We start from the raw sequence: 24,010 nt of genomic DNA, 5'->3' as shown, positions 1-24,010 counted from the left end.
TCAAGCAGTTGTGATTCTGCCGATCCAGAACAGGGAGTGTTCTGGAAACTGTCACCAATGAAACCCGATAAAATTCCCCCCTCCGCAAATTCACCCTCGCCATCGGACACTTCGACGCAAGAGCCCACAGGGCATCATCAGGGACACCAGGTAAAACGGTCTCTTGGCCAGAAGCTTACCCGGTGGATGTCATTATTGAAGATGAACTTCAAGGCAGGAATGGCATTATTGCGTCGATCAATACGCCAGATTCCGGCAATAACCCCACCACTGATGAGTGGGCTGTACTGGGAGCAAGTGCCTTTGCCCAATAATCCGGAGCAACTAAGAGAGCTGGCTATCGACTCAGCCGTTGCCCAAATCCCGTACAAACTCAACCACGACCCGATCCGTTGCTGGGAAATAGTCAGGGAAGCTGAAAACATTCTGATGGACAGTGCTGATACTGATCGATCAGAGGCATTGCACCATAAAATTGAGCCCCGTTTTTTCGAAGAAATCCTCAGTTGTGCCAAAGAAGGCCATTGCCCGGAACAAAAAAAGAGTTCACTTACTCCTGAGCAGCAAGACATGGCAAACAGCGAATGCTTTCGGAATATAACCCTGCTGCCCTCTGGCATGATCATTGATCATACGACAGGGCTGATTGCGGTTATGGCGATTAATCAAGTCACCCATAAAATAACGCTGGTTTTTGGTGGAACCAATTCCGCCAATGGCGCAAGCAAACTGCTTGATGAAAACGGTCTGAAAACAGGAACAAAGCCAGGTCGGCTTCGGGCCCAACTCAAGGCTGACTGGCAAAACCTGTTGGGATATAAAATCCCTGACTGCTACCGCCAGGCATCCAGACTGGTGGAGTTAATCAAGAGTATGACCCATTCCGAAGCAACGCTGAAAGCCATGGGGCTTGATGACTCTCTGGGTATGCTGTTCTTAGTCGGACACTCTCTGGGAGGCGGCCTGGTTCAATACAGCGCCGCAAAAAACAGGGTTCCGGGTCGAACATTCAACCCGGTCGCACTGGGCCGCAAAGCAATAGAAAATCTGACAATAGATGACAAGGAGCTGGCCAAAAATGGACTGATTGATAACTATCTGGTGCACAATGACTTTGTTAACACACCCGCTGGCTATAAGCTATGGCACAAACGCCTGACTCCAACCATCCTTGGTCGACGGACCATAATTCACGCTCATAAAGCCACGGGAAAAAATACATTGTATGGCCGTCATAGTCGGTCACATGTGCATTATATGGCTGAACTGAGACGGAAGATAAACGCGTCAAAGTAATCCATTACGGTACTTTGCAGGCTCTCTATTTATCGCCCCCGCTAAACGGAAACTGTGTTACCCTGACACTTCCTTTCGCTTCATCGCCTGTTGTTTCATTTATGCCTGTGAATATAATCCGCCGCACCTACGACCTCTCAACCTGTTGCTTCACGCCCGAGATGGATCCTCTGCTGGCCAGAATATACAGTGCCCGGGGCGTTAAAACTCAGGATGAACTGCCACGTCAGCTGCAACAGTTAAGCGACTACCGGCAACTCAGGGATATCGATAAAGCCGCTGACATTCTGGCTGCGGCTATTATCAACCAGCAACGCATGCTCATTGTTGGCGACTTCGACTGTGATGGTGCCACCAGCAGTGCTCTCGCGGTTCTGGCGTTGAGGAGCATGGGTGGCCATGCCGATTTTCTGGTGCCCAACCGCTTTGACTATGGTTATGGCCTGACCCCTGAAATTGTGGAAGCCGCCCTGCCCTTTCAACCGGATGTATTAATCACCGTCGATAATGGCATCTCCAGCCTTACCGGTGTCCTGGCAGCAAAAAACAAAGGTATGAAAGTGGTGGTTACCGACCACCATCTGGCTGGTCGCGAACTGCCCGAAGCCGATGCGATTGTTAACCCTAATCAACCAGACTGCCCGTTTCCCGGCAAAAATACTGCCGGGGTAGGTGTTATTTTCTACCTGATGTGTGCCTTGCGAACCCTGTTGCGGTCACGGGGTTATTTTCAGGATAAGACAGAGCCCAATCTGGCTGAACTTCTCGACCTTGTTGCCCTCGGCACGGTGGCTGATGTGGTCAAGCTGGACAGCAATAACCGCATACTGGTTTTCCAGGGACTTGCCCGTATCCGCTCCGGCCGCTGCCGACCGGGTATTACAGCGCTGATTGAGGTATCCGGTAGAAATGCTGAAAAACTGGTCGCGTCTGACCTGGGCTTTGCTCTGGGTCCAAGACTTAATGCGGCTGGACGTCTGGATGATATGTCGATTGGTATCGAACTGCTCCTTTGCGACGATATAAACCGGGCGAGGGAGTTGGCCGTTGAGCTGGACGGTCTTAACCGTGACCGAAAAGCCATTGAGGGCAGTATGCACAGCCAGGCCATGGCCGAGTTGGAGAAAATCCGCTTTAACCAGCAAACAGACCTGCCATGGGGCGTCAGCTTGTTTCAGGAAAGCTGGCACCAGGGCGTGGTTGGCATTCTGGCGTCCCGGGTAAAAGAGAAACTGAACCGTCCGGTGATTGCTTTTGCCGAAGCCGATAATCCTGTGGGGGAGCCAGAACTGAAAGGCTCTGCCAGGTCGATTCAGGGACTGCACATGCGTGATGCACTGGACAGTATTGCCAGGGATAACCCCGGACTTATCATTAAATTTGGTGGTCACGCCATGGCCGCGGGGCTGTCTATACCAAAAGCAAAATTCAACGAATTTCAAACGGCTTTTGACCTTGAGGTCAGAAAACAACTGACCGCTGAAGACCTTCAGGCAGAAATGCACACTGACGGTGAACTGATGCCCGGTCAGGTAACCATGGCAACCGCCTATACCCTTCGCGAGGGCGGGCCATGGGGACAAAGTTTTCCTGAGCCCTGCTTTGATGGCCAATTCCAAATCATTCAGCAGAAACTGGTGGGAGAAAAGCACCTCAAGATGGTACTCAAACTACCCGGCAGCGAGCTCTGGCTGGATGCCATTGCCTTTAATATTGACAACAGGGTGTGGCCTGATCCCAATATTCGTCAGATCAAGGCTGTCTATAAACTCGATATCAATGAATTCCGTGGTCAGCACAACCTGCAGTTGATGGTTGAACATTTTGAACCGGCATGAAACAGACCCATCATGATTGCCAAGCTGACAAACGTCGCTCCTTAGATCAAACTGAGCTATCAGAATCTATTCCTTATTAATAAGAACAATGAGGTCGTTGATGACAGCTTCCAGATGGCTACTCACGCTGATGATAATCACCTCCCTTTGCCTGCTGATTCCGGGAGTGACTCAACCCATGATGACCATCAAGGCCGATCTTGATCGTCAGGCAATGCTGAATGAGGCAAGGCATATCGTTCAGCAGCAGAACCTTCATCCTGCCATGGCGGGTCTGGCTACCCAGTTCCTTGATCGTCTGGAAGTTAAAGGGACATCCACTGTTTATGAAAAGAAGCGTTCCATTCTTGGTACCGCTGGAGACCTCTGGAACAGTGGCTATTATTTTGTGGCAGTACTGATTGTCACCTTCAGCCTGGTGATACCGGTAACAAAACTGGGTTTCCTGTTGCTGGCTAATTTTGTCAGGGAAAACCAAAGACTGCTCAGGCTGAACAGTTTACTGGGCAAATGGTCCATGGCTGATGTGTTTGCTATTGGTGTGCTTATCGCCTTTCTGGCGGCCAATGCCACTACGGCTGGACATGACGATTCCAGGCAGATTGTGCAATTTGATGCAGCATTGCACTCTGGCTTTTATTGGTTCGTGGCTTATTGTCTGGTCAGTAATGTAATGGGACCGCTGGCAGAAAAAAACGGGAGGCTAGGGCCTGTTGACGTTTCGTTGCGTGCTCAGCGTATCAGGGCGCTCCTATGACGAGGCGCGGCATTGCAGGAAGGCTGGTTGCCTTTCAAAATGCCGCAACGAAGTCATAGGGGCGCCCTGATACGCCCGAAGGGTGGCTCAGAAAGGCGCCATCTGCTTTGTCAGACTTGCTTGGCGTAGAATAACTACGCGCTGCACAAGTCTTTCGCGCATCTGACGCCTTTCTGAGCCACTGAGCACGCAACGAAACGTCAACAGGCCCTAAGCCAGCCCCATAATTTTCTTTTCAAAAAGCTCCAGCTGCTCAAGCGCTCTTTCTTCACGGAGATCCACAAGCCTGACCCCTAAGCCAAGAAGCCTGACCGGACGACCTCCCCGTTCCCAGGCTCTTACCAGCAACTGAGTAAAATGCTCCTTAACAGTTTCACCGGTTGTCGGCAGACTCTCCTCAAGGGTGGTCTGGGTAAAATCAGCAAACTTCACCTTAACAAAGTGCTTATGCACCTCATAATCCTTTTCAATACGCTGGTAACGTTCCTGAAGTTCTTCAAGCAACGGGATAACCTGTGCAGTAATATCCGCAAGCCCCGCCAGGTCTTTATCATAAGTATGCTCAACAGAAAGGGACTTCCTGCGCCGACTGGTCTGCACCTCACGATCATCCCGCCCCCGGGAAAGCTCCCACAACCGTTCACCAAAACTGCCAAACCAGCGACTTAACTCAAGAATGGAGTACTGGCGTAATTGCCCGCAGGTATTGATGCCTTTTTTGTGCAGTTTCCCGGCGGTAACCCGTCCTACCCCATGAATTTTTTTCACAGGCAGATCGAAAATAAAATCATCCGCCTGTTCCGGCGTGATCACAAAAAGGCCATTGGGTTTATTCCAGTCACTGGCAATCTTGGCCAGAAACTTATTCGTGGCAACGCCGGCAGAGACGGTGACATGCAATTGTTGAAAAATTTTCTGCCGGATTTCCTCGGCAATCAAGGTGGCACTGCCTCGACAAAGATGAGTTCCGGTGACATCGAGATAGGCCTCATCCAGGGACAAAGGTTCAATTAAATCAGTATATTGGCGAAAAATGGCATGAGCTTCAGAAGACGCGGCACGATAAACAGAAAAGCGGGGAGGAATGATCTTCAGCTCCGGGCAGAGCCGCAGCGCCTGGGCTGAAGACATGGCTGAGTGTACGCCAAACCGACGCGCCTCATAGTTACAAGTGGCAATCACCCCTCTGCGATCCGGAGCCCCCCCGACAGCAACCGCCTTTCCTGACAACCTCGGATTATCACGTATTTCAATACTGGCAAAGAAGGCGTCAAAATCGATGTGTATGATTTTTCTCTGGACCACCTTTTGCTCAAGAATGGCATTACTTTCCATCATGTTCCAATTAGCTCCGGGATAAGCACTGTATATACATACAGAATGCTTTTGGCAAGCAATTCCTTGCCTGTTAACCAGTCCCCGGATGTTTTTTTTGCAGCAGACTTCATGCAGCCAAAAAGGATCGTTAAGGCTGCATACATTCATTTTCTGTTATGAAGCTGTGCTCAAAGCGATCGCTCTTTTGATAGCTTTCAACACCGCTTCCTGTAAACGGGATAGCAAGGCACCCTCTGAACTATGCAAATCACAATTTTCAATACACCCATTGTCAGCCAGACCCTTTCTATATTCGCAAAACTGTTTCTCAAAGTGATGGGCTGGAGGATTCAGGGGAGAGCCCCACGCCTGGCCAGGTACGTGCTTGTTGGTGCTCCCCATACCAGTAACTGGGACTTTGTCTATGGCATGGCGATTGGCCTTGCTACCGGTGTACAGTGTTACTGGGTGGGCAAACACACCCTGTTCTGGGGGCCGTTCAACTGGGTTATGCGCTGGATGGGAGGGATTCCACTGGATCGGAATGGCAGATGCAGAAGAGGCAGCCTGGTAGAACAGGCGGTCTGTACTTTCAAGCAACACAGAAAGCTGGGCCTGGTGATATGCCCTGAAGGTACCCGGGCACGTGGCGAGCGGTGGCACACAGGCTTCTACCATATGGCAAAAAATGCCGGCATCCCCATTGTACTTGCCTTTCTTGATTTCAAGAACAGAACCGGAGGATTTGGTCCTGTTATCGAGCCAGGGGAGGACATCGAAAAAGACCTTTCGGAAATACAGGCATTTTACTCAGACATTTATGGCAAACATCCGGAATGCTTTAGTCCGGTATCACCAAAATGCACAAAGCAAAGCCTTCATGGGCCATACCAGGCACCGACTTCATAATGCCTGTGATTAATTTTCGTTCTGCTGAGAATGGGTATAGTGCTTTGCAACAGGCGTTATTGAGCGCCTGTAAAGCAGTCGGGGAAATGAATGCCCTTTATCATCAGCCAACCAGGTCTGCCAATTCCTTGATAGAAACCTGCTCGGCAACCACTTGAGCTGCAATTCGATCATGAAGAGCTAAAGGGGTTCTTTTAATGCCCGCAGCCCAATCATCAAATTTTTGCCATAAATAGTGTTGTGCACTGAGCTTGACTGAAAAATTTCCCGGACCATCGATGAAATGCTCGACATTATTGGATTTATTATGTTTAAAGTCATTGTAAATCAGTGGGGACAATAAAGTGCCTGCTGCCAGACCGCCGAGGATGATATTCACAGGTTCCACAACCGCAACCATAAGCCCGAAACCCACAACATATCGACAGGCAAGGTCGGTAACCCGGTTATAGATAAAATTACTCAGTATGTTTGCTGGAGTAATCGTATATTCCAGGAACGATCTGGTGTTTTCTCTCCCCCGAAAGATGATCCACAGCCTTCATAAAGGGTGCATAAACACAAAAGCCGAAAATTCCACCCACAAGGGCAGATGGGAGCGCAAAGACGGTATGACCAAAAATGCTACCAACCAGTTGTCCGAGCTGGGAAACTGCCGCAAGGGAAGAAACCGCAACCGTCTTGACTGTATTCCATCCAGGACTCTTTTCCCGGTCCTCTTTTAAATCAGCCAGGCTTTGAGCCTTTGATTCATAATCTTCAAAATATTCCTTAGTGTATTTACCCTGATCAACAGCAACTGGAACTGAAGAAAAATTGACCGAACCAACCATTTAGTGCCCTTATTTCAGTAGATATCCACTAATTATGACCGCCCCAACAGAGAATAGTTCCATCATATGAAATCGATTTACTTATACTTTAATAAACCTCTGAGTCTTTGAAGGGTTCACAGAGGTTATTTAATTGACCGATCAAACAGATAATGGCAACCTCAAAAAATGGACTACACAATAATAATTGCCGATGACCACCCCTTATTCCGGACTGCTCTCAAGTCCTCTGTTGGTCACGCACTCAAGGAGCCTGCGATCCACGAAGCTGGTTCAATCGCTGAACTGCAAATGCTTCTGGACAACAATGCCTCACCGGATCTCATCTTGCTGGATCTGCACATGCCGGGAGCGCACGGGCTGTCCGGGTTGATATTTCTCAGAGGGCAATATCCGGATGTTCCTGTTGTCATTGTTTCAGCTTCTGATGACCAGCAGATCATACAGAAAACCAAAAACCATGGAGCCAGTGGTTTCATTCCAAAGTCTACGCCGCTGGATGACCTGAAAGCCGCCATTATCAAAGTTCTGGATGGAGAAAACTGGTGGCCTGATAATTTCCAACCTGTCGACTCTAAGCAAAGCAGTGATATGGAAGCCAGACTGGCAACCCTGACACCACAGCAGTTCAGGGTTCTGGGCATGATCAGTGAAGGCCTGTTGAATAAGCAGATTGCCTATGACCTGAATGTATCGGAAGCGACGATCAAGGCCCATGTGACCGCCATTTTCAAAAAACTGGGGGTTAGAAGCAGGACCCAGGCGGTCATCGCCATCAAAGCGCTGGAAATTGAGATGCCCGGTCAGGTCACAGAAGATCATAAAACCGCAGACTAAACCGTCTCTAACGGGTGTTTTTCAACATCATATCGGTTCAGAATGGCCCTCATGGCAGCTGGCTTGACGGGCTTTCTCAAATAGCTGATATTCAGTTCCCGACATTGCTGCCGCAGTTCATCCTGTTGATTCGCGGTGACCAGAACAGCACCTGTTTGATAACCTGACCTCTTACGGATACGTTCTATCAACTCAATACCGCTGGCCTGATCGCCCATCTGGTAATCCACCATCAATAAATCAGGCGTCATGACCTTAAGCGACTGAATGGCTTCATGATGACTTTGTGCAGTCTCCACCCGACACCCCCAACGAGTTAACAGACTGGCCATACCTTTGATAATGTCCGGTTCATCATCCACGCACAGAACCTTCAACCCCATGCTCCCCTGATCAGGATCACAAGGTACCACTGCGGGATCCACAATACTTCCAGAGACCAAAGGAACCACAACGGAAAAAACAGCCCCCTCTCCCGGCGACGATGACAAGGAAATTTTTGCCTCAAGGATCTGAGCTATACCTTTAGCAATGGAGAGTCCAAGCCCCAGCCCATTCACGGCGGTCGATAAACGCTCAAATTCTGTGAAAATCAGTGCCTGCTTGTCTTGGGGTATGCCCTGCCCATTATCCCTTACCTCAAGTCTAAGCTGTTGATTGTTCTCAAAACGACAACCCAGCAGCACTTTTCCTGTTTTATGGGTGTTGCCAACATAACGAAACGCATTGGTCAGAAAATTTTGTAAGATTCTTCTTAGGAGCACCGGATCGGTTTTAATGCGCCGATCAGAACTGACCACCCTGAACATCAGCCCATTCTCTTTCGACAACAGCGAAAATTCGGACCTCAGGGGCTCTAACACCTCCATTACAGGCACATCCCGAAGATTCACCGCCACCTTACCGGCTTCGATTCGTGACATATCCAGCAAATCTGTCAACAAATGCTCCGCAGACCTTAATGAGTTGCTGATATTTTGCGCCAGTTCTTCATGCACGGTGCCTTTTGCTTCCAGTTCCATGGAAGCAGTAAATAGTCGAGCCGCATTCATTGGCTGCATAAGGTCATGGCTGATTGCCGCAAAAAAACGTGAGCGCAAGTTGTTCGCTTTCTCTGCCTGTGACTTTGCCCCTAAAAGTTGCACATTTAACAATGACAGCTCTTTTGTCCGCTCCTGCACCCGATGCTCCAGGCTTTCATTTGCTTCTTTCAGGGCCTGCTCAACCTGACGGAACCCGGTGATATCGGTGAAAGCCATAACAAATCCACCACCGGGCATGGGATTCCCCTGAATCTGAATCACCCTGCCATCCTGTCGCCGCCTTTCTGAGCGATGGGCTGTTCCATTCCTCATATATGACAGTCGTTTATTGACGTGATGGTCTACATCTCCGACTCCGCAAAGTCCATTCAGGGCATTATGCCGAATCACATCTGCAATGGGACGACCCACCTTAATCAGATCATTCGGGTAGTCAAACAACTGCAGATATTGCTGATTCCAGGCAACCAACTCCAGGTTACGATCAACCACACTGATCCCCATGCTGATATGCTCAATCGCTCCCTGCAGCAGTTCCCGGTTGAACTGAAAGACTTCCGAGGCCTCATCCACCATAGCCTGAACTTCTTCAAGCGCGACATTCCCATGTGCCAGAGACTTCATCACAATACGGGCCGATGACGCCCCCAGCGTTCCTGCCAGCAACCGTTCAATCGCGGCCACCAGTTCTGGCCCTGCCTGCTTATGACCATTCAGCGCTCCGAATAGCAGCCCTCTATCCCCGGACTCAAAGCGCTGAATAACACCCTGCACCCGGTTTTTACTGACAAAGCGGCTGGCCAGCTGTTCAAGCTCTTCTACCGTAATGGCTGCATTCGGGAAAACACCATCTTCAGACAGGACCGCATCAACAAACTTCCGGGACTGCCTTCTCTCTTCAATACCCGGCCTCAGGTAAAGACAGCCACAAAGATAAACAAAGGTATTCAGCGACAGCGCAACCAGTGTTGCTCCGGTGACCGTATCGGTAACACCCAGACCAAAAAGATTATCCGGCTTAAGCCACTCATAACCAAAAACACCTTGCTGAACAACACTGGTGCCCAGCCATGAAACATCAACCAGCACAGGTACTATCAGGCAGAAAAACCAGACCATAAAACCCACTAACAGGCCACCGGCAGCTGCCCGGGCATTGCTTTCCCTGATGTAAAGACTACCCAGCAACACCGGGGCGAGTTGAGCAACGGCCGAAAATGACATCTGACCGATAGCAGCCAGAGAGCCAGCGCCGTCCAGCAGTCGATAAACAACCCATGACAACATCAATAAAATGACAATCGTCGTACGTCTTACCGTCAGCAACAGGCCACTGAACCGGTAAAAGTCATTACTGTCGCGGTAACTGTGATTATTTCTGCGCAGCAGTAATGGCATTAAAATTTCGTTGGATACCATGGTGGTCAAAGCCAGTGTTGCCACAATCACCATGCTGATGGCAGCAGACACGCCCCCCAGAAAAGCCAGCACAGCCATGGGTAAGTTGCCCATCAGCTTTGGCAGTTCAATCAAATAGGCATCACCGGGCACAGTGCTGCCCAATAGCTGATTGCCAGCCAGCGCCAGTGGTATCACAAACAGAGCCAGTAACAACAAATAGGCAGGAAACAGCCATCGAGCCTTATGGAAATCATCAATGCTGCTGTTTTCTACCACCGTGACATGAAACTGCCGGGGCAGACACAGTATGGCTGCCATGGCCATTACCGTAGGCATGATAATACTATCAAACCAGCTGATCCCGGCACTCCCGTCACCCGGCTGGATGATGGCATCAAGATTAATATGATCCACAGCTGCCCACGAAACCCAGATTCCCACCAGCAGAAAAACCGAGAGCTTAACCAGAGACTCAAAGGCAATAGCCGTCATAATGCCATTCTGGTGCTCGGTAGCATCCAGCTTTCGGGTACCAAACATAATGACAAAAACACTCAGGGTTAAGGTGATGGCTAATGCCAGATCTTCCCGAGACCATCGGCCAGACCCTGGACTGTCATCCGTCAGCTGAGCAAAGCCCATCACAATAGCTTTTAGCTGCAGCGCTATATAGGGAAGCACGCCAATGACCAGAATGAGGGTCACCAGAATTGCCATAAAGTGGGAACGACCATGACGGGAAGCGATAAAGTCGGCAATTGACGTAATGTTCTCCAGTTTACTGACAGTAATCAGCTTGACCAGAAGCTTCCAGAAAAGAACAAAAACCAGGATGGGACCAAGATAGATGGGAAGAAATGACCACAGGTTTTCACTGGCCTGCCCCACGGCACCGAAAAAAGTCCAGGAAGTGCAGTAAACAGCCAGAGAAAGGCTGTAAATCAAGGGCTGCCAGCGTTTTCTGAAAGCAGCCCCCCGATAATCACCAAACCAGGCGGCAATAAACAGACAGGCGACGTACACTGTGGCAATAAGGGCCAGTATCCATCCAGACATAGCTATTATTCTTATAAGTCATCCTCAGCGAAATATACACCGGTGCCTGCGGAATGTCGCCCTTGATCGTACGTTAGTCAGAAGGCTGATACTTTCGATATCAGTCAAAATAGTGATAGGGTTATTAAATGCACAAAACCGGGACCAGATACTTTATCTGATAGAAGTTAAGACCAAAGTCTAATACCAGAAATCCCTGCAAATCCTAAACTGAGAACACTTCAATAAATACGTTCACAGTCGTTTTATTGAGCAATCACCCAACCTGAACAAAATAACAACCGCCCTGAGTCATTTTGAACTAAATAATAATAACAACACTAAGGGAAGTGATATGTCTGACACCTCCGTTTATCCAGTAAAACCTGCTACTCTTGAGAACACACTGGTTAACAACGACCAGTATCTGGAAATGTATCAGCAATCCATCATTAACCCTGAAGGCTTCTGGCGCGAACATGGCCAACGCATCCACTGGTTCCAGCCGTTCTCCAAAGTGAGAAAAGTCTCTTTTGACGACCACTTCGTCAGTATCAACTGGTTTTATGATGGTACCACCAATGCGTCCTACAACTGCCTTGACCGGCACCTGGAAGAGCGAGGTGACCAGCTGGCCATTATCTGGGAGCCGGATGATGAAGGTGAAGCCAGAAAGGTCACCTACCGGGAACTGCATGAACTGGTATGCCGCTTTGCCAATGCATTGAAGAGTCAGGGTGTTCGCAAAGGTGATGTGGTAGCGATCTATATGCCCATGGTCATCGAAGCCACCGTTGCCATGCTGGCCTGCAGCCGTATCGGGGCGATTCATTCCGTGGTGTTTGGCGGATTCTCACCGGAAGCACTGGCAGGAAGAATCATTGACTCAAAAGCAAAAATTGTCGTGACTGCCGATAAAGGTGTTCGAGGCGGGCGCACAATCCCTCTGAAAAGCAACGTCGATGAAGCACTGACACACCCTGACACACACACCATTGAGAAGGTCATTGTTCTCAAGCACACAGGCGCTGATATTGCCTGGCATCGTCACCGTGACGTCTGGTGGCAGGAGCTAACGGCACTCACTTCGCCACACTGCGAAGCCAGGGAGATGAATGCTGAGGATCCACTCTTTATTCTGTATACCTCAGGCTCTACCGGAAAGCCAAAGGGTGTCATGCATACCACAGGTGGTTACCTGGTATACGCTTCCATGACCCATCAATATGTATTTGACTATCAACCCGGCGAAGTCTTCTGGTGCAATGCTGACATTGGCTGGATTACCGGACACTCATACGTCACCTATGGCCCTCTGTTGAATGGCGCAACCATTGTGATGCATGAGGGAGTGCCTAATTATCCTGAAACCAATCGCATCAGCAAAATCATCGATAAACACGCTGTGAATATTCTTTATATCGCACCAACGGCTATCCGCTCATTAATGGCCGAAGGTGATGCGGTGGTCAAAGGCACTCATCGAAACTCACTGAGATTGCTGGGCTCTGTCGGGGAGCCCATTAACCCGGAGGCCTGGAGCTGGTACTACTCAACCATTGGTGAGCAGCGCTGCCCAATCGTCGACACCTGGTGGCAGACCGAAACAGGCGCTGCGATGCTGACGCCACTTCCGGGAGCCACTGACCTTAAGCCGGGTTCAGCCACGCGCCCATTCTTTGGTGTACAACCTGCCCTGGTAGATAACATGGGTCGTCTGATCCATGGCCCCGGAGAAGGCAATCTTGTTATCCTGGATAGCTGGCCCGGACAAGCGAGAACCGTCTATGGAGATCATGAACGGTTTGTTCAAACCTACTTCTCATCGTTTAAAGGTATGTATACAACAGGTGACGGAGCCCGAAGGGATGAAGATGGCTATTACTGGATCACCGGTCGTGTGGATGATGTCATTAATGTTTCCGGCCACCGTATGGGAACGGCAGAAATAGAATCGGCAATGGTAGCCCATCAGCAGGTGGCGGAAGCTGCGGTTGTCGGTTTCCCACACCATATCAAGGGCCAGGGGATCTATGTTTATGTCACGCTCAATAGCGGCACAGACAGCAGTGAAGACCTGAAAAAGAACCTGAAGGATTGGGTAAGAAAAGAAATTGGGCCGATTGCTACCCCGGATATTATTCAGTGGGCCCCGGGACTTCCCAAGACCCGGTCTGGAAAAATCATGAGGCGAATTCTTCGGAAAATAGCTGCTGACGAGTTCGAAAACCTTGGCGATACATCCACACTGGCAGATCCTGAAGTCGTGAACCAGTTAATCGCGAATAAATCGGTGGCCAGCTAATAATTGTCAATTGTCGTGCGGTATTCCTGTATAACCAATACCGCACTCACTTTCACCCTCTCCTTTTGCCGCAGGTAATCCTTGACATTATAACCAGCGTCCCTATAATTCGCCTCTCTTTCGACGCGGGATGGAGCAGTCTGGTAGCTCGTCGGGCTCATAACCCGAAGGTCGTTGGTTCGAATCCAGCTCCCGCAACCACTTTTGTAAAGCAGTTGATGTTTCTTTTTTTGAAAGAATCAGCTGAACAGTTTTGTCGCGGGATGGAGCAGTCTGGTAGCTCGTCGGGCTCATAACCCGAAGGTCGTTGGTTCGAATCCGGCTCCCGCAACCACTTTTGGAAAGCAGTTGATGTTTCTTTATTTTTAAAAGAATCAGCTGATCAGTTTTGTCGCGGGATGGAGCAGTCTGGTAGCTCGTCGGGCTCATAACCCGAAGGTCGTTGGTTCGAATCCGGCTCCCGCAACCACTTTTGTAAAGCAGTTGATGTTTCTTTTTTTTGAAAGAATCAGCTGAGCAGTTTTATCGCGGGATGGAGCAGTCTGGTAGCTCGTCGGGCTCATAACCCGAAGGTCGTTGGTTCGAATCCGGCTCCCGCAACCATTTTTTTTGTAAAGCAGTTGACGCTTCTTTATTTTTAAAAGAATCAGCTGAACAGTTTTGTCGCGGGATGGAGCAGTCTGGTAGCTCGTCGGGCTCATAACCCGAAGGTCGTTGGTTCGAATCCGGCTCCCGCAACCATCTTATTTCAATCAATAACCTCAACACTCCAACCATGCAACACATCGCCCCCTCCTCATCCATAAAAAGAGCGCTGGTTGTTGAAGGTGGAGGTATGCGTGGTATTTTCACCGCTGGTATTCTGGACGCTTTTCTTGATAAAGAGTCAAAGCTTTCGATGGCTACTATGGCGTATCGTCTGGCGCACTGAATCTCAGTTCATTTATTGCGGGTCAACGTGGACGCAATCTGGATATCTATACCAAGCTAGTTCTCGTCCAAAAACGCATCAGCCAATCATAATCGGACTATACGTACGTTTTAATATTTCCTGAAATTCCAGCGATCCAGAAAAAAACCTCCTTTTTTTTCTCTAATCTGGGACGGATATTGGAGAAAAACGCAAAAAGCAGGCAGAAAACATCCTCCCACCATGCTGGAAAGGTACTTTGATGTAGCGTGGAGGTGGCTATCAGGATGGTGCCGGGTGCCTGGCCAGAATCACCAGGTTGTAACAGACCACCGATAACCAACAATGAGAGTCAAAACGCTCAGAACCCTTGCAGTGGCAACGTGATAGCCCAAAACATCTCTTTAGCCACGAAATTCCCGCTTCAATACCTGCCCGGAAGCGAAAGAGCGTTTTATACACATACTGACTTTTAGTCATCTCTTCGACTTCAAGTCCGCGCTTCTTATTAAAAGCCACATCGCTGATTCCCATAGCCTTGGCTTTTTCCAAATTTACTCGACACGCGTATCCACCGTCACCGCTTGTCTGGCGAGGTACACGACCATAAATTTCTTTTTGTCTTTCCATCATCGGAATGAATCGGTCCGAATCCGCTGGGTTACCTTCCTCAATAACCAGGTCCAGGATCAATCGACTTTTTCCCTGAACCAGGTTCAGTTTATGGCCGTACTGCACTTGTCGCCTGTCTTTTACGATGATATCCGTATGGGGTTCATACAGGCTAACCACTTTCTCCTGGGCTGGCACCTTTTCACCCTTAAAGACCCTGCGCTCTGTCTGGGAGACTATTACATCCACCAGGGGTAACAGGTGATCCACATCGGCCTGCCACTTGTCGGCATCATCAGCCAGGAGACACTGCCCCTGCTGACGGGCGTCTGCAAGCTTGACAGTGGCTTCGATAAGCACCTTCCGGGATTTTCGGGTCAACTGCAGCAGTTTTTTATAATGCTGTTGCCGCTCTTCTTTACCAGAGTAGATGCATTTTCTGGCCGCATCTTTTACGGCTCGGTTGTGATGGGTATATTCATAAAGCGGTGTCGCTGTCAGTGTTTGTCCCCGTTCCAGCAGACGACAAATTTCTTTAACGGAACTGGCTAAAAGATCACTGTCGCAGGGAGGTTTGATATCCGATTCGGTGACTGTGCTGTCAATAGCCACAGTACGCCCTTTTTCAATACCCTGATCTTTAGCGGTCATTAGCTGACAGTTATTAATCCGCTCCCATGTAGATGCAGTAAGAAGGCTGATGAGCCCATGCAAACTGGAGCGACTGGGGCGCTGGTTTGGTTCGAGGCGACAAAAGTCTCGAAAGAGCATGGAGTCCATCAAAACAAACGACAAGTAGTCATAATCACAATTCAAATACTGTTTCAGAAGTGCCGCACGAAGAACGGATTCTGCTGATAGTCCGTTCCGCCCAGTGTTCTGTTTATCACCAGAACTTAAGTCCTCATAAATCCAGTCATTGAACTGTGGATGGGCATCAAGCCATTGCGAGATACCGGAAAGCTGGGAGCAGATTTCATGAGGTACGTAATGGAGTTCCATACTACACTGCAAATTGCGTTTTTTGCGCATTTGGAGCCCTCTGTTTTTGGCAATCCCTTATGTTTCTTGGTCTTGGGAAGTTTAGTCGCCAGATAGCAGTAGGGCTCCACTTAATTTTTCAGAATAAAATCTACAGTTTTCAATTGGTTGTGTTTTTGGACGAGAACAAGCTATGCCTTGACTCTGAGTTTATCAGTATTCTGCGCCATATCAGGGGCGGGGATCTGTTTGATCTTGACTGGTTTTTCCAAAAGCTTTCACAGCAAAACGCTTTAAACTTTGACCGCACTGTACACGACAATTTTCATGAGGCTCTCTCCCACCTGGTCTCAAAGAGCAGTGCTACAGCCCCAAATAGCTCTTCCAGCCACGTATCAACATGATTCAAAATCCGGGCAAGATAATCCAGCCCTGCTCGGAAGATAGATTGTGCTTTTCGCCCATGGCTTTTTACCTTGATGGGCGTTGTTTCATTTATCCACTCACCTGTCTTATATGCCCAGCAAAAGGCTAATGCCAGAGTGCATAGCAATTTCGATATTTTATCTCGATCCTTCAGATGCGTGTCCTCAAGGTTAAAGCCCCGTCCTTTCATAGCCTGGAACATGGTTTCTATCTGCCATCTCTGGAGATAGTCACTAATGGCACGCCAGGGTTCGGCGTTACAGATCACCACCATCGGATCGCTCCCTTTTTTGGAGGCGGCAAGGTATACCATTTGCCCCCAGACTTTTCGTGGCTGCCGGATTGCCATAGTTTCGCCTGTTGACAGTGAAAATATTCTGGTTACTGGCAGTAACCTGTTTTGATGCTTATTGGGAACAAGCGTATTGTTGGGAACTCTGATGCAGAAGGGCCAGTTACCATGAACCAGATATTTCAGCCATTGTTTTCCTTTAAACTCTCTATCCATTAACAGGCGCTGTATGGCTTGCTCAGGGAAAATTTTTCGGAACCTCTTCAGCAGCTCAACGCGTTCAGTCGTATTCGAGCAACCTTTTTTGGGCAGGAGTGTCCATAAAATCGGGATAGACATTCCCTTGTAGTTTATTGCCAGAAACAGGATGTTGATTTTGAATATTCCAAACATCCAGTTAGTCCGATCCATGCTGAGCTGCCACCTGCCTTCCGGGGCGAACAGACTGGCAATTAATGTGGCCATGATGCTTTCATCAAAAACCACCTCGAGAAAAAAACGCTGAATCCTTCGGTAACAGGAAAGGGTCTGCGACCTTCCGGGGAAGGTGGTTGCAAGACTTGTGAAGTTTACGGTCTGTTTTTCCAGCAGCCCAAGTACGAGGAAAGCAAGGACGTTCAGGCGACACTTGTTCCATTTCAAATAGGTTCTAAACTGCGTGATGAGTAAGTCGGCGGGTTCCATTGTCGTGGGTCTTTTGAGCTAAAAAACTCAAGATAGTGAATCCTGCTGGCTTACTCCTAATTTAATTTTTGTCGTGTACAGTGCTTTGACCGTTTCAGAAAGAGGCTGAACACTCAACGCTTTACCGTTGTCAGCACATGCATTGAAAGCGGAAAACCCGTTTATCATAGCATAGACAGCAACACTCCAAATGAGGTGATCAACGACACATTGAAGGCAAGCAGCGCCTTACCCATGATTTATCGGAAGCCGGTATTGGTTAATGACCACGCCCTGACCGATGGCAGTTTATCAGACCCCTTGCCAATACAAAAAGCGATTGATGACGGCCATAATCAGATTGTTGTACTTAGAACCAGGCAAGCAAACTTTCGTAAAAGCTCAGCGACCGGGTCAAAAATTTATGCCTGGCAAAATCGTCAAATGCCAGCCGTGTCAACGTTGATCAAAGATCAGAACATCATTTACAACCAGGCGGCAGATCTTGCGGAATCAGTTGCACAAGACTCAAGCGTACATCTGGTTCATATCTCGCCACTGAAGCCACTGAACACCTCCAGAGGAACAAGACACAGAAACCATCTTGTGTCTGATTACCACAGTGGCTACACCCTCGGCTACAACCTTGCCGGGCAACTGGCATAATACCAATTCATTATCAAATTTATCTCACCAGCCCTAACTATCTGCTAGATTAAAATTCTGTCGGCATAAGAGCCTGTTTAAATATCTTAATGCGAACTGAAAGCGACGATAAAACAATCCTGTTATTCATTTTTTCTCATTTTGTAGTCTGATTCTGTGCAGAAGAGAGCCAATATACAGAAGCTTTATCTCTCAGTTTTAACTACCCGCACAAGATCCCATACGGCCTTAAGCTGCAGACATTTACTTAACACCCCACCTTCTAAATAGGGTCTACCATGCCAAGACAGGTTCTCATCCCAATTGCTGATGGCTCTGAAGACATTGAAGCTGTGACCATCATAGATACACTCAGGAGAGCTGGCGCACAGGTCACCATAGCCAGCTGCCTTCCTGATGGCAAACAGACCATCACCACCTCACACAAAACACAGATCACAGCAGATGTGCATATAGAAGCCTGCACAGGCAAGCCGTTTCACCTGATCGCCCTTCCTGGTGGCATGCCCGGTGCCGACAACCTGAAGAACTGCAAAGCGCTGATAACACTGCTGCATGACCAGCAAAAAGCCGGAAAATGGTATGCCGCTATATGCGCCTCGCCTGCGGTTGTTCTTGCTCATCACGGTTTACTGGATAACGTCCACGCGACTTGCTACCCCAGCTTAATGGAGCAAATGGAAGGTGCCCTGACACATCCCGGAAACACCGTAGTGGTGGATGAAAAGAAACGGGTTATAACAGCCCAGGGCCCGGGCAATGCCATGGGATTTTCATTTAAATTAGTTGATGCACTCTATGGAAAAGATGCTTTTCGGCCGATAGCCAAACAGATGATTGCTGACTGGGCCTTGTGATCCTTCTCCAGTAAAAACCCCAACCTCATCAGCGATGTTAATTGAACATAGTTGTACAAATGCGTATAGAATACATATAAGGGTTTTCCGAAGCCGCAGGGAAGCCCAGTGCATTAACCCACGAGGTATGAAAAATGGAAAGCTTTATCCTGATTGTGGCTGGCATTTTTGCACTGTATTACCTGAGTCAAAAACAGGACATTATGGCAAACAAGTTGTTTGGTCACGAATTCAACCGTTTCGAGCGGATCTACCAAAACACCACCTACTCTTGTCAAAATTCCACCATTGTCAGAAAGCAACTAACCAGTGGAATGCCCCTGCCCTTCATTCCAGCGACCAGCTATTCAGTAAGAGCCTTATGTCTTACCGAAGACAATCACTGGTTCTGGTTTGATGCCTCTATACATCGCATGAAACTGGATCGAACCAGCATCACACCCACCGATGCCAAAGACGCATTTAACGCCTTGAAAGACGACCCTGAAATACTGCACCGTTACTTCTCAAACCATGACCAGCAATCAGCATAACTGACTGCCAGAAACGCCTTGACCTATAAACGACAGATAAAAAATATCCTGTAACCCTGATTCCAGGGATTACAGGACTTGTGATAAAGAGAGCACCCTTCCGAATGGATCCCACCAAACCATGACAGGTTAACTCACAACCTCTGACTACCGGAGGTCTTTGCGCAAAATCTTGCCAACCGGTGTCATCGGCAATTCATCACGAAATTCACACACTTTGGGCACTTTATAGGCCGTCAGATAATCACGACACCAGTTTAATAACTCGTCAGCTGTAAGACTGTCATCTGACTTGATAACAAACAACTTGACCTTCTCCCCGGTGTTCTCATCGGGCACCCCAATGGCTGCACAGTTTGCCACCTTCGGATGGCCGGAAACAACATCCTCAATTTCATTCGGATAGACATTAAAACCGGAAACCAGAATCATATCCTTGATGCGGTCAACAATTCTGACAAACCCATCTTCCTGGATCACAGCGACATCACCGGTTTTCAGCCAACCATCCGTACTGAGCACTTCGGCTGTTGCTTCAGCTCGCTGCCAGTATCCGGACATAACCTGCGGCCCCCTGACACAAAGCTCGCCAGGCTCACCTATCGCAGTCTCACCACCATTCTCGTCTATGGTTTTCAGCTCTGTGGAAGGTATTGGCAGGCCCGCAGTACCTGCCTGTGACAAATCACCGGCAGGATTCATACAAACGGCGGAGAACACTCTGTTAACCCATAAGCTTCTGAAATAATACACCCGGTCTCTTTATGCCACCTTTGAGCCGTTGTCTCCTGCAGTGCTGTCCCTCCGGATAAAGTTACCTTTAAACCTGAGAGATCACATTCTTTAAATTTGGGATGATTCAGCAAGCTGGCAAATAGGGTATTCAGGCCAATAAAAGCAGTAAAACGCCACGGTTTAATAAACTTAATAAATGTATCGGTATCTCTCGGGTTAGCTATCAGAATACTGTGATTCCCCATAAACGGCATACACATTAAATGCACTGTGAAGGCATATATGTGATAAAGCGGTAAGGGTGCAATAAGTGTTTCGTGCCCTGTTTTTAAAATTTTCTGGCCCTGTTCATCCACTTGAGACAGCATCTCTTTGGACTGAAGCATATTTGCTATCAAATTCCTGTTAGTCAGAATGGCACCTTTGGCCACCCCGGTAGTACCACCAGTGTATTGAAGTACCAGTGGATCAGAGAGCTTACCCTCCGGAATCGGTTGATAGTCAGAGACTTTTGCAGCCCTGAAGGCGTCAAGCAGCGGAACGGCTTTGGGCAAGGAATACCGTGGCACCATTTTCTTAACATATTTGACCAGGAAATTAACCACCTGCCGTTTCGGAGCCGGAACCATATCAGCAAGCCGGGTCACAAAAAGATGCCTGATTTCTGTCTGACCAACCACCTCCTCAACGAGATCACCAAAGTTTTCAAAAAATACTAGCGCCTTTGCTCCCGAGTCCTTGAACTGGTGCAGCATTTCCCGGGCAGTATAAAGCGGGTTGGTATTTACGATAACCAATCCGGCTCGCAACGCGCCATAAACGACAATCGGGTACTGTAGAAGATTGGGCATCTGAATCGCAATTCGATCCCCCGGTTGCAGATCAGTATTTCTTTGGATGTATGCTGCAAACCGCTGACTGTAAAGATCAATATCAGCATAAGTCAGTGTATGTCCAATGCCCGTAAATGCGGGGAGCGAGCCATTCTCATGTAAAAAAGCATTGATCACAGATAAAGCACTGGAATACTCATCAGGGTTAACAGAATCACCAACCCCAGCAGGCCTTTTACCATTCCAGAATGATGCATCCATAACACTGCGCCTCTTATTTTATGGTTATTGTTATCAGGGCTATTTAACCTTTTCAGGGAATTTTACCCAACATTTTATCGACAGGCATCTAATTAGTGACGAATTTGCCGAATAATTATCATGTAATCTCTGGCAATGACGTTTTTTTTACCTTAATCTATTTTTTAAGACACAATTTACGCAGATAGTCAGAGCACGTAAAGACACCAGCAATAACTACGGACAGAATCAACAGGATGTTGACCATAAAACCGTCTACGAGCCCAGTCAGATCATTTTCTGCTTTACCATGGCAGGAGGTCATTGATGACTGAATTTTACCTGAAAATACTCTCCGGCAACCATATTGGTGCCGAGATCCCCATCGAGCCGGGCAGGTACTCCCTGGGTAAAGATGATGGTTGTGACCTGGTATTAACCGACGACAACCTGAATGATATCGAGCTCATTATTGAGATTTCCAATGATGGCCAGGTCAAAATCCAATCGAGCACGGCGGATACTCCTTTATATGTAAATGGTGAGCCCGCAGGCTCAAGTATTCACTACCGCCACTTTGATATTGTTACCTCAAGCAGCCTGTTCATAGCTATCGGCCCCGCTGATGCAGAGTGGCCATCTCTGGCACTGCCGAACATAGCCCCTCCCCCAACACAGGAACTGACTGTCAGTGAGGAAGAGCTGCCATCCCCTGCCCCAGATGAGCTGGATCTATCTGGATCTGACTTTCAGCAGCCACTGCCAGATGTGGATGAAGAGGATGACGAAGAAGATGAGGACGATTTTGATGATACATCCTTTATAGCAAGTATTGATAAAAGATGGCTCGCTGCTATTCCAGTCGCACTGCTGATTGTGATAGCCGGCGTGAGTCTGATGATTTCCAACACGGATACCGAAGTACAAAAAGTAACAAACATCCCGGGAGTTCTCGAAATCTCGGCAAAGGCCAGGGACCAGCTTGGACTTAAAGAGGTAAAGTTCAAACAGCTACCCGATCAATCATTACTCGTGTCGGGTTATACACCAACGCTTCAGGACCGACTTGAACTGCAAAAATTTCTCAGAAAGCAGGGCATTCCTTTTAATTTGCAGATCATTGTTATGAATGAAATGCGTGATAACGCTGAACTGCTTCTCAGAGACCGTGGTTATGACAAACTTGAGCTGGAGCTGGATAACACGCCCGGATCTCTGGTGATCACCGGATATGTTTCAACTTCTGATGAGCTTGATAACATTATCAGCATGCTCAAACAGGAGATCTATGGGCTTACGTCAGTTGTTGATCAGGTTGAGAACCAGATTAGCCGGGTCAATACCCTCAAATCCATGCTGCGGGAAAAAGGGTTGATACCAAGAATTCATGTCGTCACCCGGGATCAAACGGTGATCCTGAAAGGGCACCTGCTGGATGAAGGACAAGTTTATGACCTGCAAACGGTAGTAGCCAAATTTCAGAAAAAATACGCCAACAAACCATCCATTGAATTAGCTACCAAGTATGCAGGAGGTACAATAACGGACAGTCAATCACCTTTATCGTTAAATATACGCGGTATCAGTATGGGCAAAGTGCCTTACGTGATACTGATAGATGGTTCCAAGTATCTCATAGGAGCAAAACTTTCTAATGGGTATATAATTGAAGATATCAACCTTGAGTATCTTTTATTAGCTAACGGAACTGACAGAATCAAATACCGTCTTGGAGGGAACCGTGACGGACAAACCGAAAAATAAAGAGAATATTCTTCTCTCAACAACTGAAGAACAGTTGATTCAAGATAAGGACGGCTCTTACCGGGATCAGATCCTTAACCATTTACTCTCTGAAGCGACTCGCCTGAAAGGATTAAAAGATAAAGGCGCAGCTCCGGAAGATTTTTCAAAAATCGACAGCCTGCTCACCGCTGTAGTTGCGGCTATGGAGGTCGTTGATAAGAGCTGGAAACAGCATCACGGTCAATCAAAAGCCTGAGAGGGAACTCAGCCATGGCATACCAGGATACCTACAACCCGAATTACAATCAGCCAGGAAGCGCCGGTTTCAGCTTTGACAAAGTATCTGAAACATTCGGAAGCCAGGCAGAAGCGCTCGATACAGCACTGAAAACCCGTGTCGCCAATATGGATCCTAACAGTACCAAGGATATGGTTGAGTTCCAGGTAGAGTTCAACAAGTACATGATTGTTGAAGGTCTTCGTTCAAGTATCGTCAAATCCATCAAGGATACGATACAGAGTATTATTCAGAAGCTCTAAACTAATTTTATGGATGGAGATAGTCAGCAATGATTGATGACAAGCTTTTAAAAACTCTGGCGGATATTGGTTTTATGGCCAGCGGAACCGGACTGCCAAAACATGCTTTTGGCATTTTCAACGGTATTGAAGCTGCCAGGCCTGACAGCCCGCTTAGCACCATTGGCTTTGCCCTTGAGTTTATGAATCGAAAACGCCATCAGGAAGCTATTGACCTGTTGCATAAGGAAGGTCTGGCAAAGCACCCTGAGGATCCTACTATCAAGGCTTTTCTGGGATTAGCTTTGATGTTTGAGGGACGTAATAAAGAAAGTGAAGACTATCTTAAACCACTGCTGTCTTCAAAAGAGGCAGAACCCGCTGAAATGGCCAGAGAACTTCTTGCCAACATCCACGGCCAATAGC

At 48.1% G+C, this 24,010-nt stretch carries 19 protein-coding genes, 5 tRNA genes and 2 pseudogenes; 18 read left to right on the top strand and 8 right to left on the bottom strand.

Going from position 1 to position 24,010, the window contains the following annotated elements:
* The first annotated feature begins 57 nt into the window (after positions 1-57).
* From O3276_RS00600 to O3276_RS00590, 3 genes are all read left to right on the top strand, one after another.
* Positions 58-1,296, top strand: a complete 1,239-nt coding sequence (locus O3276_RS00600; RefSeq protein WP_269673895.1) for a Tle-like phospholipase domain-containing protein — start codon at positions 58-60, stop codon at positions 1,294-1,296.
* Positions 1,297-1,397: 101 nt separating this feature from the next.
* Entirely contained in the window at positions 1,398-3,134 is a 1,737-nt protein-coding gene (recJ, locus tag O3276_RS00595) for a single-stranded-DNA-specific exonuclease RecJ (RefSeq protein ID WP_332328162.1), read from the top strand.
* Positions 3,135-3,234: 100 nt separating this feature from the next.
* Entirely contained in the window at positions 3,235-3,891 is a 657-nt protein-coding gene (locus O3276_RS00590; RefSeq protein WP_269673894.1) for a paraquat-inducible protein A, read from the top strand.
* Between the two features lie 210 nt (positions 3,892-4,101).
* Here O3276_RS00590 and dinB read toward each other — a convergent pair whose 3' ends face one another.
* Positions 4,102-5,229: a DNA polymerase IV gene (gene dinB / locus O3276_RS00585; RefSeq protein WP_269673893.1), complete on the bottom strand. Its 1,128-nt coding sequence runs from the start codon at positions 5,227-5,229 to the stop codon at positions 4,102-4,104.
* 240 nt (positions 5,230-5,469) lie between these two features.
* Between dinB and O3276_RS00580 the strand changes: the two genes are divergently transcribed.
* Complete coding sequence (locus tag O3276_RS00580) at positions 5,470-6,117, top strand: lysophospholipid acyltransferase family protein (RefSeq protein ID WP_269673892.1); 648 nt, start codon at positions 5,470-5,472, stop codon at positions 6,115-6,117.
* Between the two features lie 103 nt (positions 6,118-6,220).
* Here O3276_RS00580 and O3276_RS00575 read toward each other — a convergent pair whose 3' ends face one another.
* Both O3276_RS00575 and O3276_RS00570 read right to left on the bottom strand, forming a co-directional pair.
* Entirely contained in the window at positions 6,221-6,517 is a 297-nt protein-coding gene (locus tag O3276_RS00575) for a hypothetical protein (protein WP_269673891.1), read from the bottom strand.
* 58 nt (positions 6,518-6,575) lie between these two features.
* Positions 6,576-6,950: a hypothetical protein gene (locus O3276_RS00570; RefSeq protein ID WP_269673890.1), complete on the bottom strand. Its 375-nt coding sequence runs from the start codon at positions 6,948-6,950 to the stop codon at positions 6,576-6,578.
* A 168-nt stretch (positions 6,951-7,118) separates the two neighbouring features.
* Between O3276_RS00570 and O3276_RS00565 the strand changes: the two genes are divergently transcribed.
* Positions 7,119-7,787, top strand: a complete 669-nt coding sequence (locus O3276_RS00565) for a response regulator (protein ID WP_269673889.1) — start codon at positions 7,119-7,121, stop codon at positions 7,785-7,787.
* Here the strand turns inward: O3276_RS00565 and O3276_RS00560 are convergent.
* Positions 7,784-11,287, bottom strand: a complete 3,504-nt coding sequence (locus tag O3276_RS00560) for a PAS domain-containing hybrid sensor histidine kinase/response regulator (RefSeq protein WP_269673888.1) — start codon at positions 11,285-11,287, stop codon at positions 7,784-7,786. The genes O3276_RS00565 and O3276_RS00560 overlap by 4 nt on opposite strands.
* 334 nt (positions 11,288-11,621) lie before the next feature.
* Here O3276_RS00560 and acs point away from each other — a divergent pair, with 334 nt between their 5' ends.
* The 6 genes from acs (at position 11,622) to O3276_RS00530 (ending at position 14,312) form a co-directional block, all read left to right on the top strand.
* The gene (gene acs / locus O3276_RS00555) at positions 11,622-13,571 is read left to right on the top strand and encodes an acetate--CoA ligase (RefSeq protein ID WP_269673887.1); all 1,950 of its coding nucleotides are present in this window, start codon (positions 11,622-11,624) and stop codon (positions 13,569-13,571) included.
* A gap of 124 nt (positions 13,572-13,695) precedes the next feature.
* Positions 13,696-13,772, top strand: a tRNA-Met gene (locus tag O3276_RS00550).
* 56 nt (positions 13,773-13,828) lie between these two features.
* A tRNA-Met gene (locus O3276_RS00545) sits at positions 13,829-13,905 on the top strand.
* Positions 13,906-13,963: 58 nt separating this feature from the next.
* A tRNA-Met gene (locus O3276_RS00540) sits at positions 13,964-14,040 on the top strand.
* Between the two features lie 57 nt (positions 14,041-14,097).
* Positions 14,098-14,174: transfer RNA gene (locus O3276_RS00535), tRNA-Met, on the top strand.
* Between the two features lie 61 nt (positions 14,175-14,235).
* A tRNA-Met gene (locus O3276_RS00530) sits at positions 14,236-14,312 on the top strand.
* Between the two features lie 451 nt (positions 14,313-14,763).
* On the opposite strand, the gene O3276_RS00525 is transcribed toward O3276_RS00530, so the two are convergent.
* Positions 14,764-16,125, bottom strand: coding sequence for an ISNCY family transposase (locus tag O3276_RS00525; RefSeq protein ID WP_269673722.1), 1,362 nt, complete (start codon positions 16,123-16,125; stop codon positions 14,764-14,766).
* A gap of 274 nt (positions 16,126-16,399) precedes the next feature.
* Positions 16,400-17,434 (bottom strand): IS4 family transposase, encoded by a 1,035-nt coding sequence (locus O3276_RS00520; RefSeq protein ID WP_269671929.1) that lies wholly within the window; start codon positions 17,432-17,434, stop codon positions 16,400-16,402.
* Positions 17,435-17,575: 141 nt separating this feature from the next.
* Here O3276_RS00520 and O3276_RS00515 point away from each other — a divergent pair.
* From O3276_RS00515 to O3276_RS00505, 3 genes and pseudogenes are all read left to right on the top strand, one after another.
* Positions 17,576-18,121, top strand: a pseudogene (locus O3276_RS00515) (patatin-like phospholipase family protein); the annotation flags it as partial.
* A 278-nt stretch (positions 18,122-18,399) separates the two neighbouring features.
* Complete coding sequence (locus O3276_RS00510; RefSeq protein WP_269673885.1) at positions 18,400-18,978, top strand: DJ-1 family glyoxalase III; 579 nt, start codon at positions 18,400-18,402, stop codon at positions 18,976-18,978.
* A gap of 134 nt (positions 18,979-19,112) precedes the next feature.
* On the top strand, positions 19,113-19,511 hold the full coding sequence (locus tag O3276_RS00505; RefSeq protein WP_269673884.1) for a hypothetical protein: 399 nt from the start codon (positions 19,113-19,115) through the stop codon (positions 19,509-19,511).
* A 147-nt stretch (positions 19,512-19,658) separates the two neighbouring features.
* On the opposite strand, the gene O3276_RS25355 is transcribed toward O3276_RS00505, so the two are convergent.
* Together O3276_RS25355 and O3276_RS00500 are read right to left on the bottom strand one after the other, a co-directional pair.
* Positions 19,659-19,943, bottom strand: a complete 285-nt coding sequence (locus tag O3276_RS25355; RefSeq protein WP_332328236.1) for an AMP-binding enzyme — start codon at positions 19,941-19,943, stop codon at positions 19,659-19,661.
* Between the two features lie 174 nt (positions 19,944-20,117).
* Positions 20,118-21,340: pseudogene (locus tag O3276_RS00500) on the bottom strand (AMP-binding protein); the annotation flags it as partial.
* A 306-nt stretch (positions 21,341-21,646) separates the two neighbouring features.
* On the opposite strand from O3276_RS00500, the gene sctD reads away from it, so the two are divergent.
* From sctD to O3276_RS00480, 4 genes are read left to right on the top strand one after another with little or no spacing between them, the layout of a single operon-like run.
* Entirely contained in the window at positions 21,647-23,083 is a 1,437-nt protein-coding gene (gene sctD, locus O3276_RS00495) for a type III secretion system inner membrane ring subunit SctD (RefSeq protein WP_269673883.1), read from the top strand.
* Positions 23,061-23,321, top strand: coding sequence for a hypothetical protein (locus O3276_RS00490; RefSeq protein ID WP_269673882.1), 261 nt, complete (start codon positions 23,061-23,063; stop codon positions 23,319-23,321). The genes sctD and O3276_RS00490 overlap by 23 nt, the downstream gene beginning before the upstream one ends.
* 14 nt (positions 23,322-23,335) lie before the next feature.
* The gene (locus O3276_RS00485; protein ID WP_101746242.1) at positions 23,336-23,605 is read left to right on the top strand and encodes an EscF/YscF/HrpA family type III secretion system needle major subunit; all 270 of its coding nucleotides are present in this window, start codon (positions 23,336-23,338) and stop codon (positions 23,603-23,605) included.
* Positions 23,606-23,634: 29 nt separating this feature from the next.
* Entirely contained in the window at positions 23,635-24,009 is a 375-nt protein-coding gene (locus O3276_RS00480; RefSeq protein WP_101746243.1) for a tetratricopeptide repeat protein, read from the top strand.
* Position 24,010: the final 1 nt, after the last annotated feature.

The organism is Endozoicomonas sp. GU-1 (genome assembly GCF_027366395.1).
Classification (GTDB): Bacteria; Pseudomonadota; Gammaproteobacteria; order Pseudomonadales; family Endozoicomonadaceae; genus Endozoicomonas.
Note: the sequence above shows the minus strand (reverse complement) of the source record. Positions and strands in the feature narration are given on the sequence as shown.

Coding starts and splice junctions, on each gene's coding strand:
- O3276_RS00600 (WP_269673895.1), top strand. CDS start 58: ATGAAACCCGATAAAATTCCCCCCTCCGCAAATTCACCCTCGCCATCG.
- recJ (WP_332328162.1), top strand. CDS start 1,398: ATGCCTGTGAATATAATCCGCCGCACCTACGACCTCTCAACCTGTTGC.
- O3276_RS00590 (WP_269673894.1), top strand. CDS start 3,235: ATGACAGCTTCCAGATGGCTACTCACGCTGATGATAATCACCTCCCTT.
- dinB (WP_269673893.1), bottom strand. CDS start 5,229: ATGATGGAAAGTAATGCCATTCTTGAGCAAAAGGTGGTCCAGAGAAAA.
- O3276_RS00580 (WP_269673892.1), top strand. CDS start 5,470: ATGCAAATCACAATTTTCAATACACCCATTGTCAGCCAGACCCTTTCT.
- O3276_RS00575 (WP_269673891.1), bottom strand. CDS start 6,517: ATGGTTGCGGTTGTGGAACCTGTGAATATCATCCTCGGCGGTCTGGCA.
- O3276_RS00570 (WP_269673890.1), bottom strand. CDS start 6,950: ATGGTTGGTTCGGTCAATTTTTCTTCAGTTCCAGTTGCTGTTGATCAG.
- O3276_RS00565 (WP_269673889.1), top strand. CDS start 7,119: ATGGACTACACAATAATAATTGCCGATGACCACCCCTTATTCCGGACT.
- O3276_RS00560 (WP_269673888.1), bottom strand. CDS start 11,287: ATGTCTGGATGGATACTGGCCCTTATTGCCACAGTGTACGTCGCCTGT.
- acs (WP_269673887.1), top strand. CDS start 11,622: ATGTCTGACACCTCCGTTTATCCAGTAAAACCTGCTACTCTTGAGAAC.
- O3276_RS00525 (WP_269673722.1), bottom strand. CDS start 16,125: ATGCGCAAAAAACGCAATTTGCAGTGTAGTATGGAACTCCATTACGTA.
- O3276_RS00510 (WP_269673885.1), top strand. CDS start 18,400: ATGCCAAGACAGGTTCTCATCCCAATTGCTGATGGCTCTGAAGACATT.
- O3276_RS00505 (WP_269673884.1), top strand. CDS start 19,113: ATGGAAAGCTTTATCCTGATTGTGGCTGGCATTTTTGCACTGTATTAC.
- O3276_RS25355 (WP_332328236.1), bottom strand. CDS start 19,943: ATGATTCTGGTTTCCGGTTTTAATGTCTATCCGAATGAAATTGAGGAT.
- sctD (WP_269673883.1), top strand. CDS start 21,647: ATGACTGAATTTTACCTGAAAATACTCTCCGGCAACCATATTGGTGCC.
- O3276_RS00485 (WP_101746242.1), top strand. CDS start 23,336: ATGGCATACCAGGATACCTACAACCCGAATTACAATCAGCCAGGAAGC.
- O3276_RS00480 (WP_101746243.1), top strand. CDS start 23,635: ATGATTGATGACAAGCTTTTAAAAACTCTGGCGGATATTGGTTTTATG.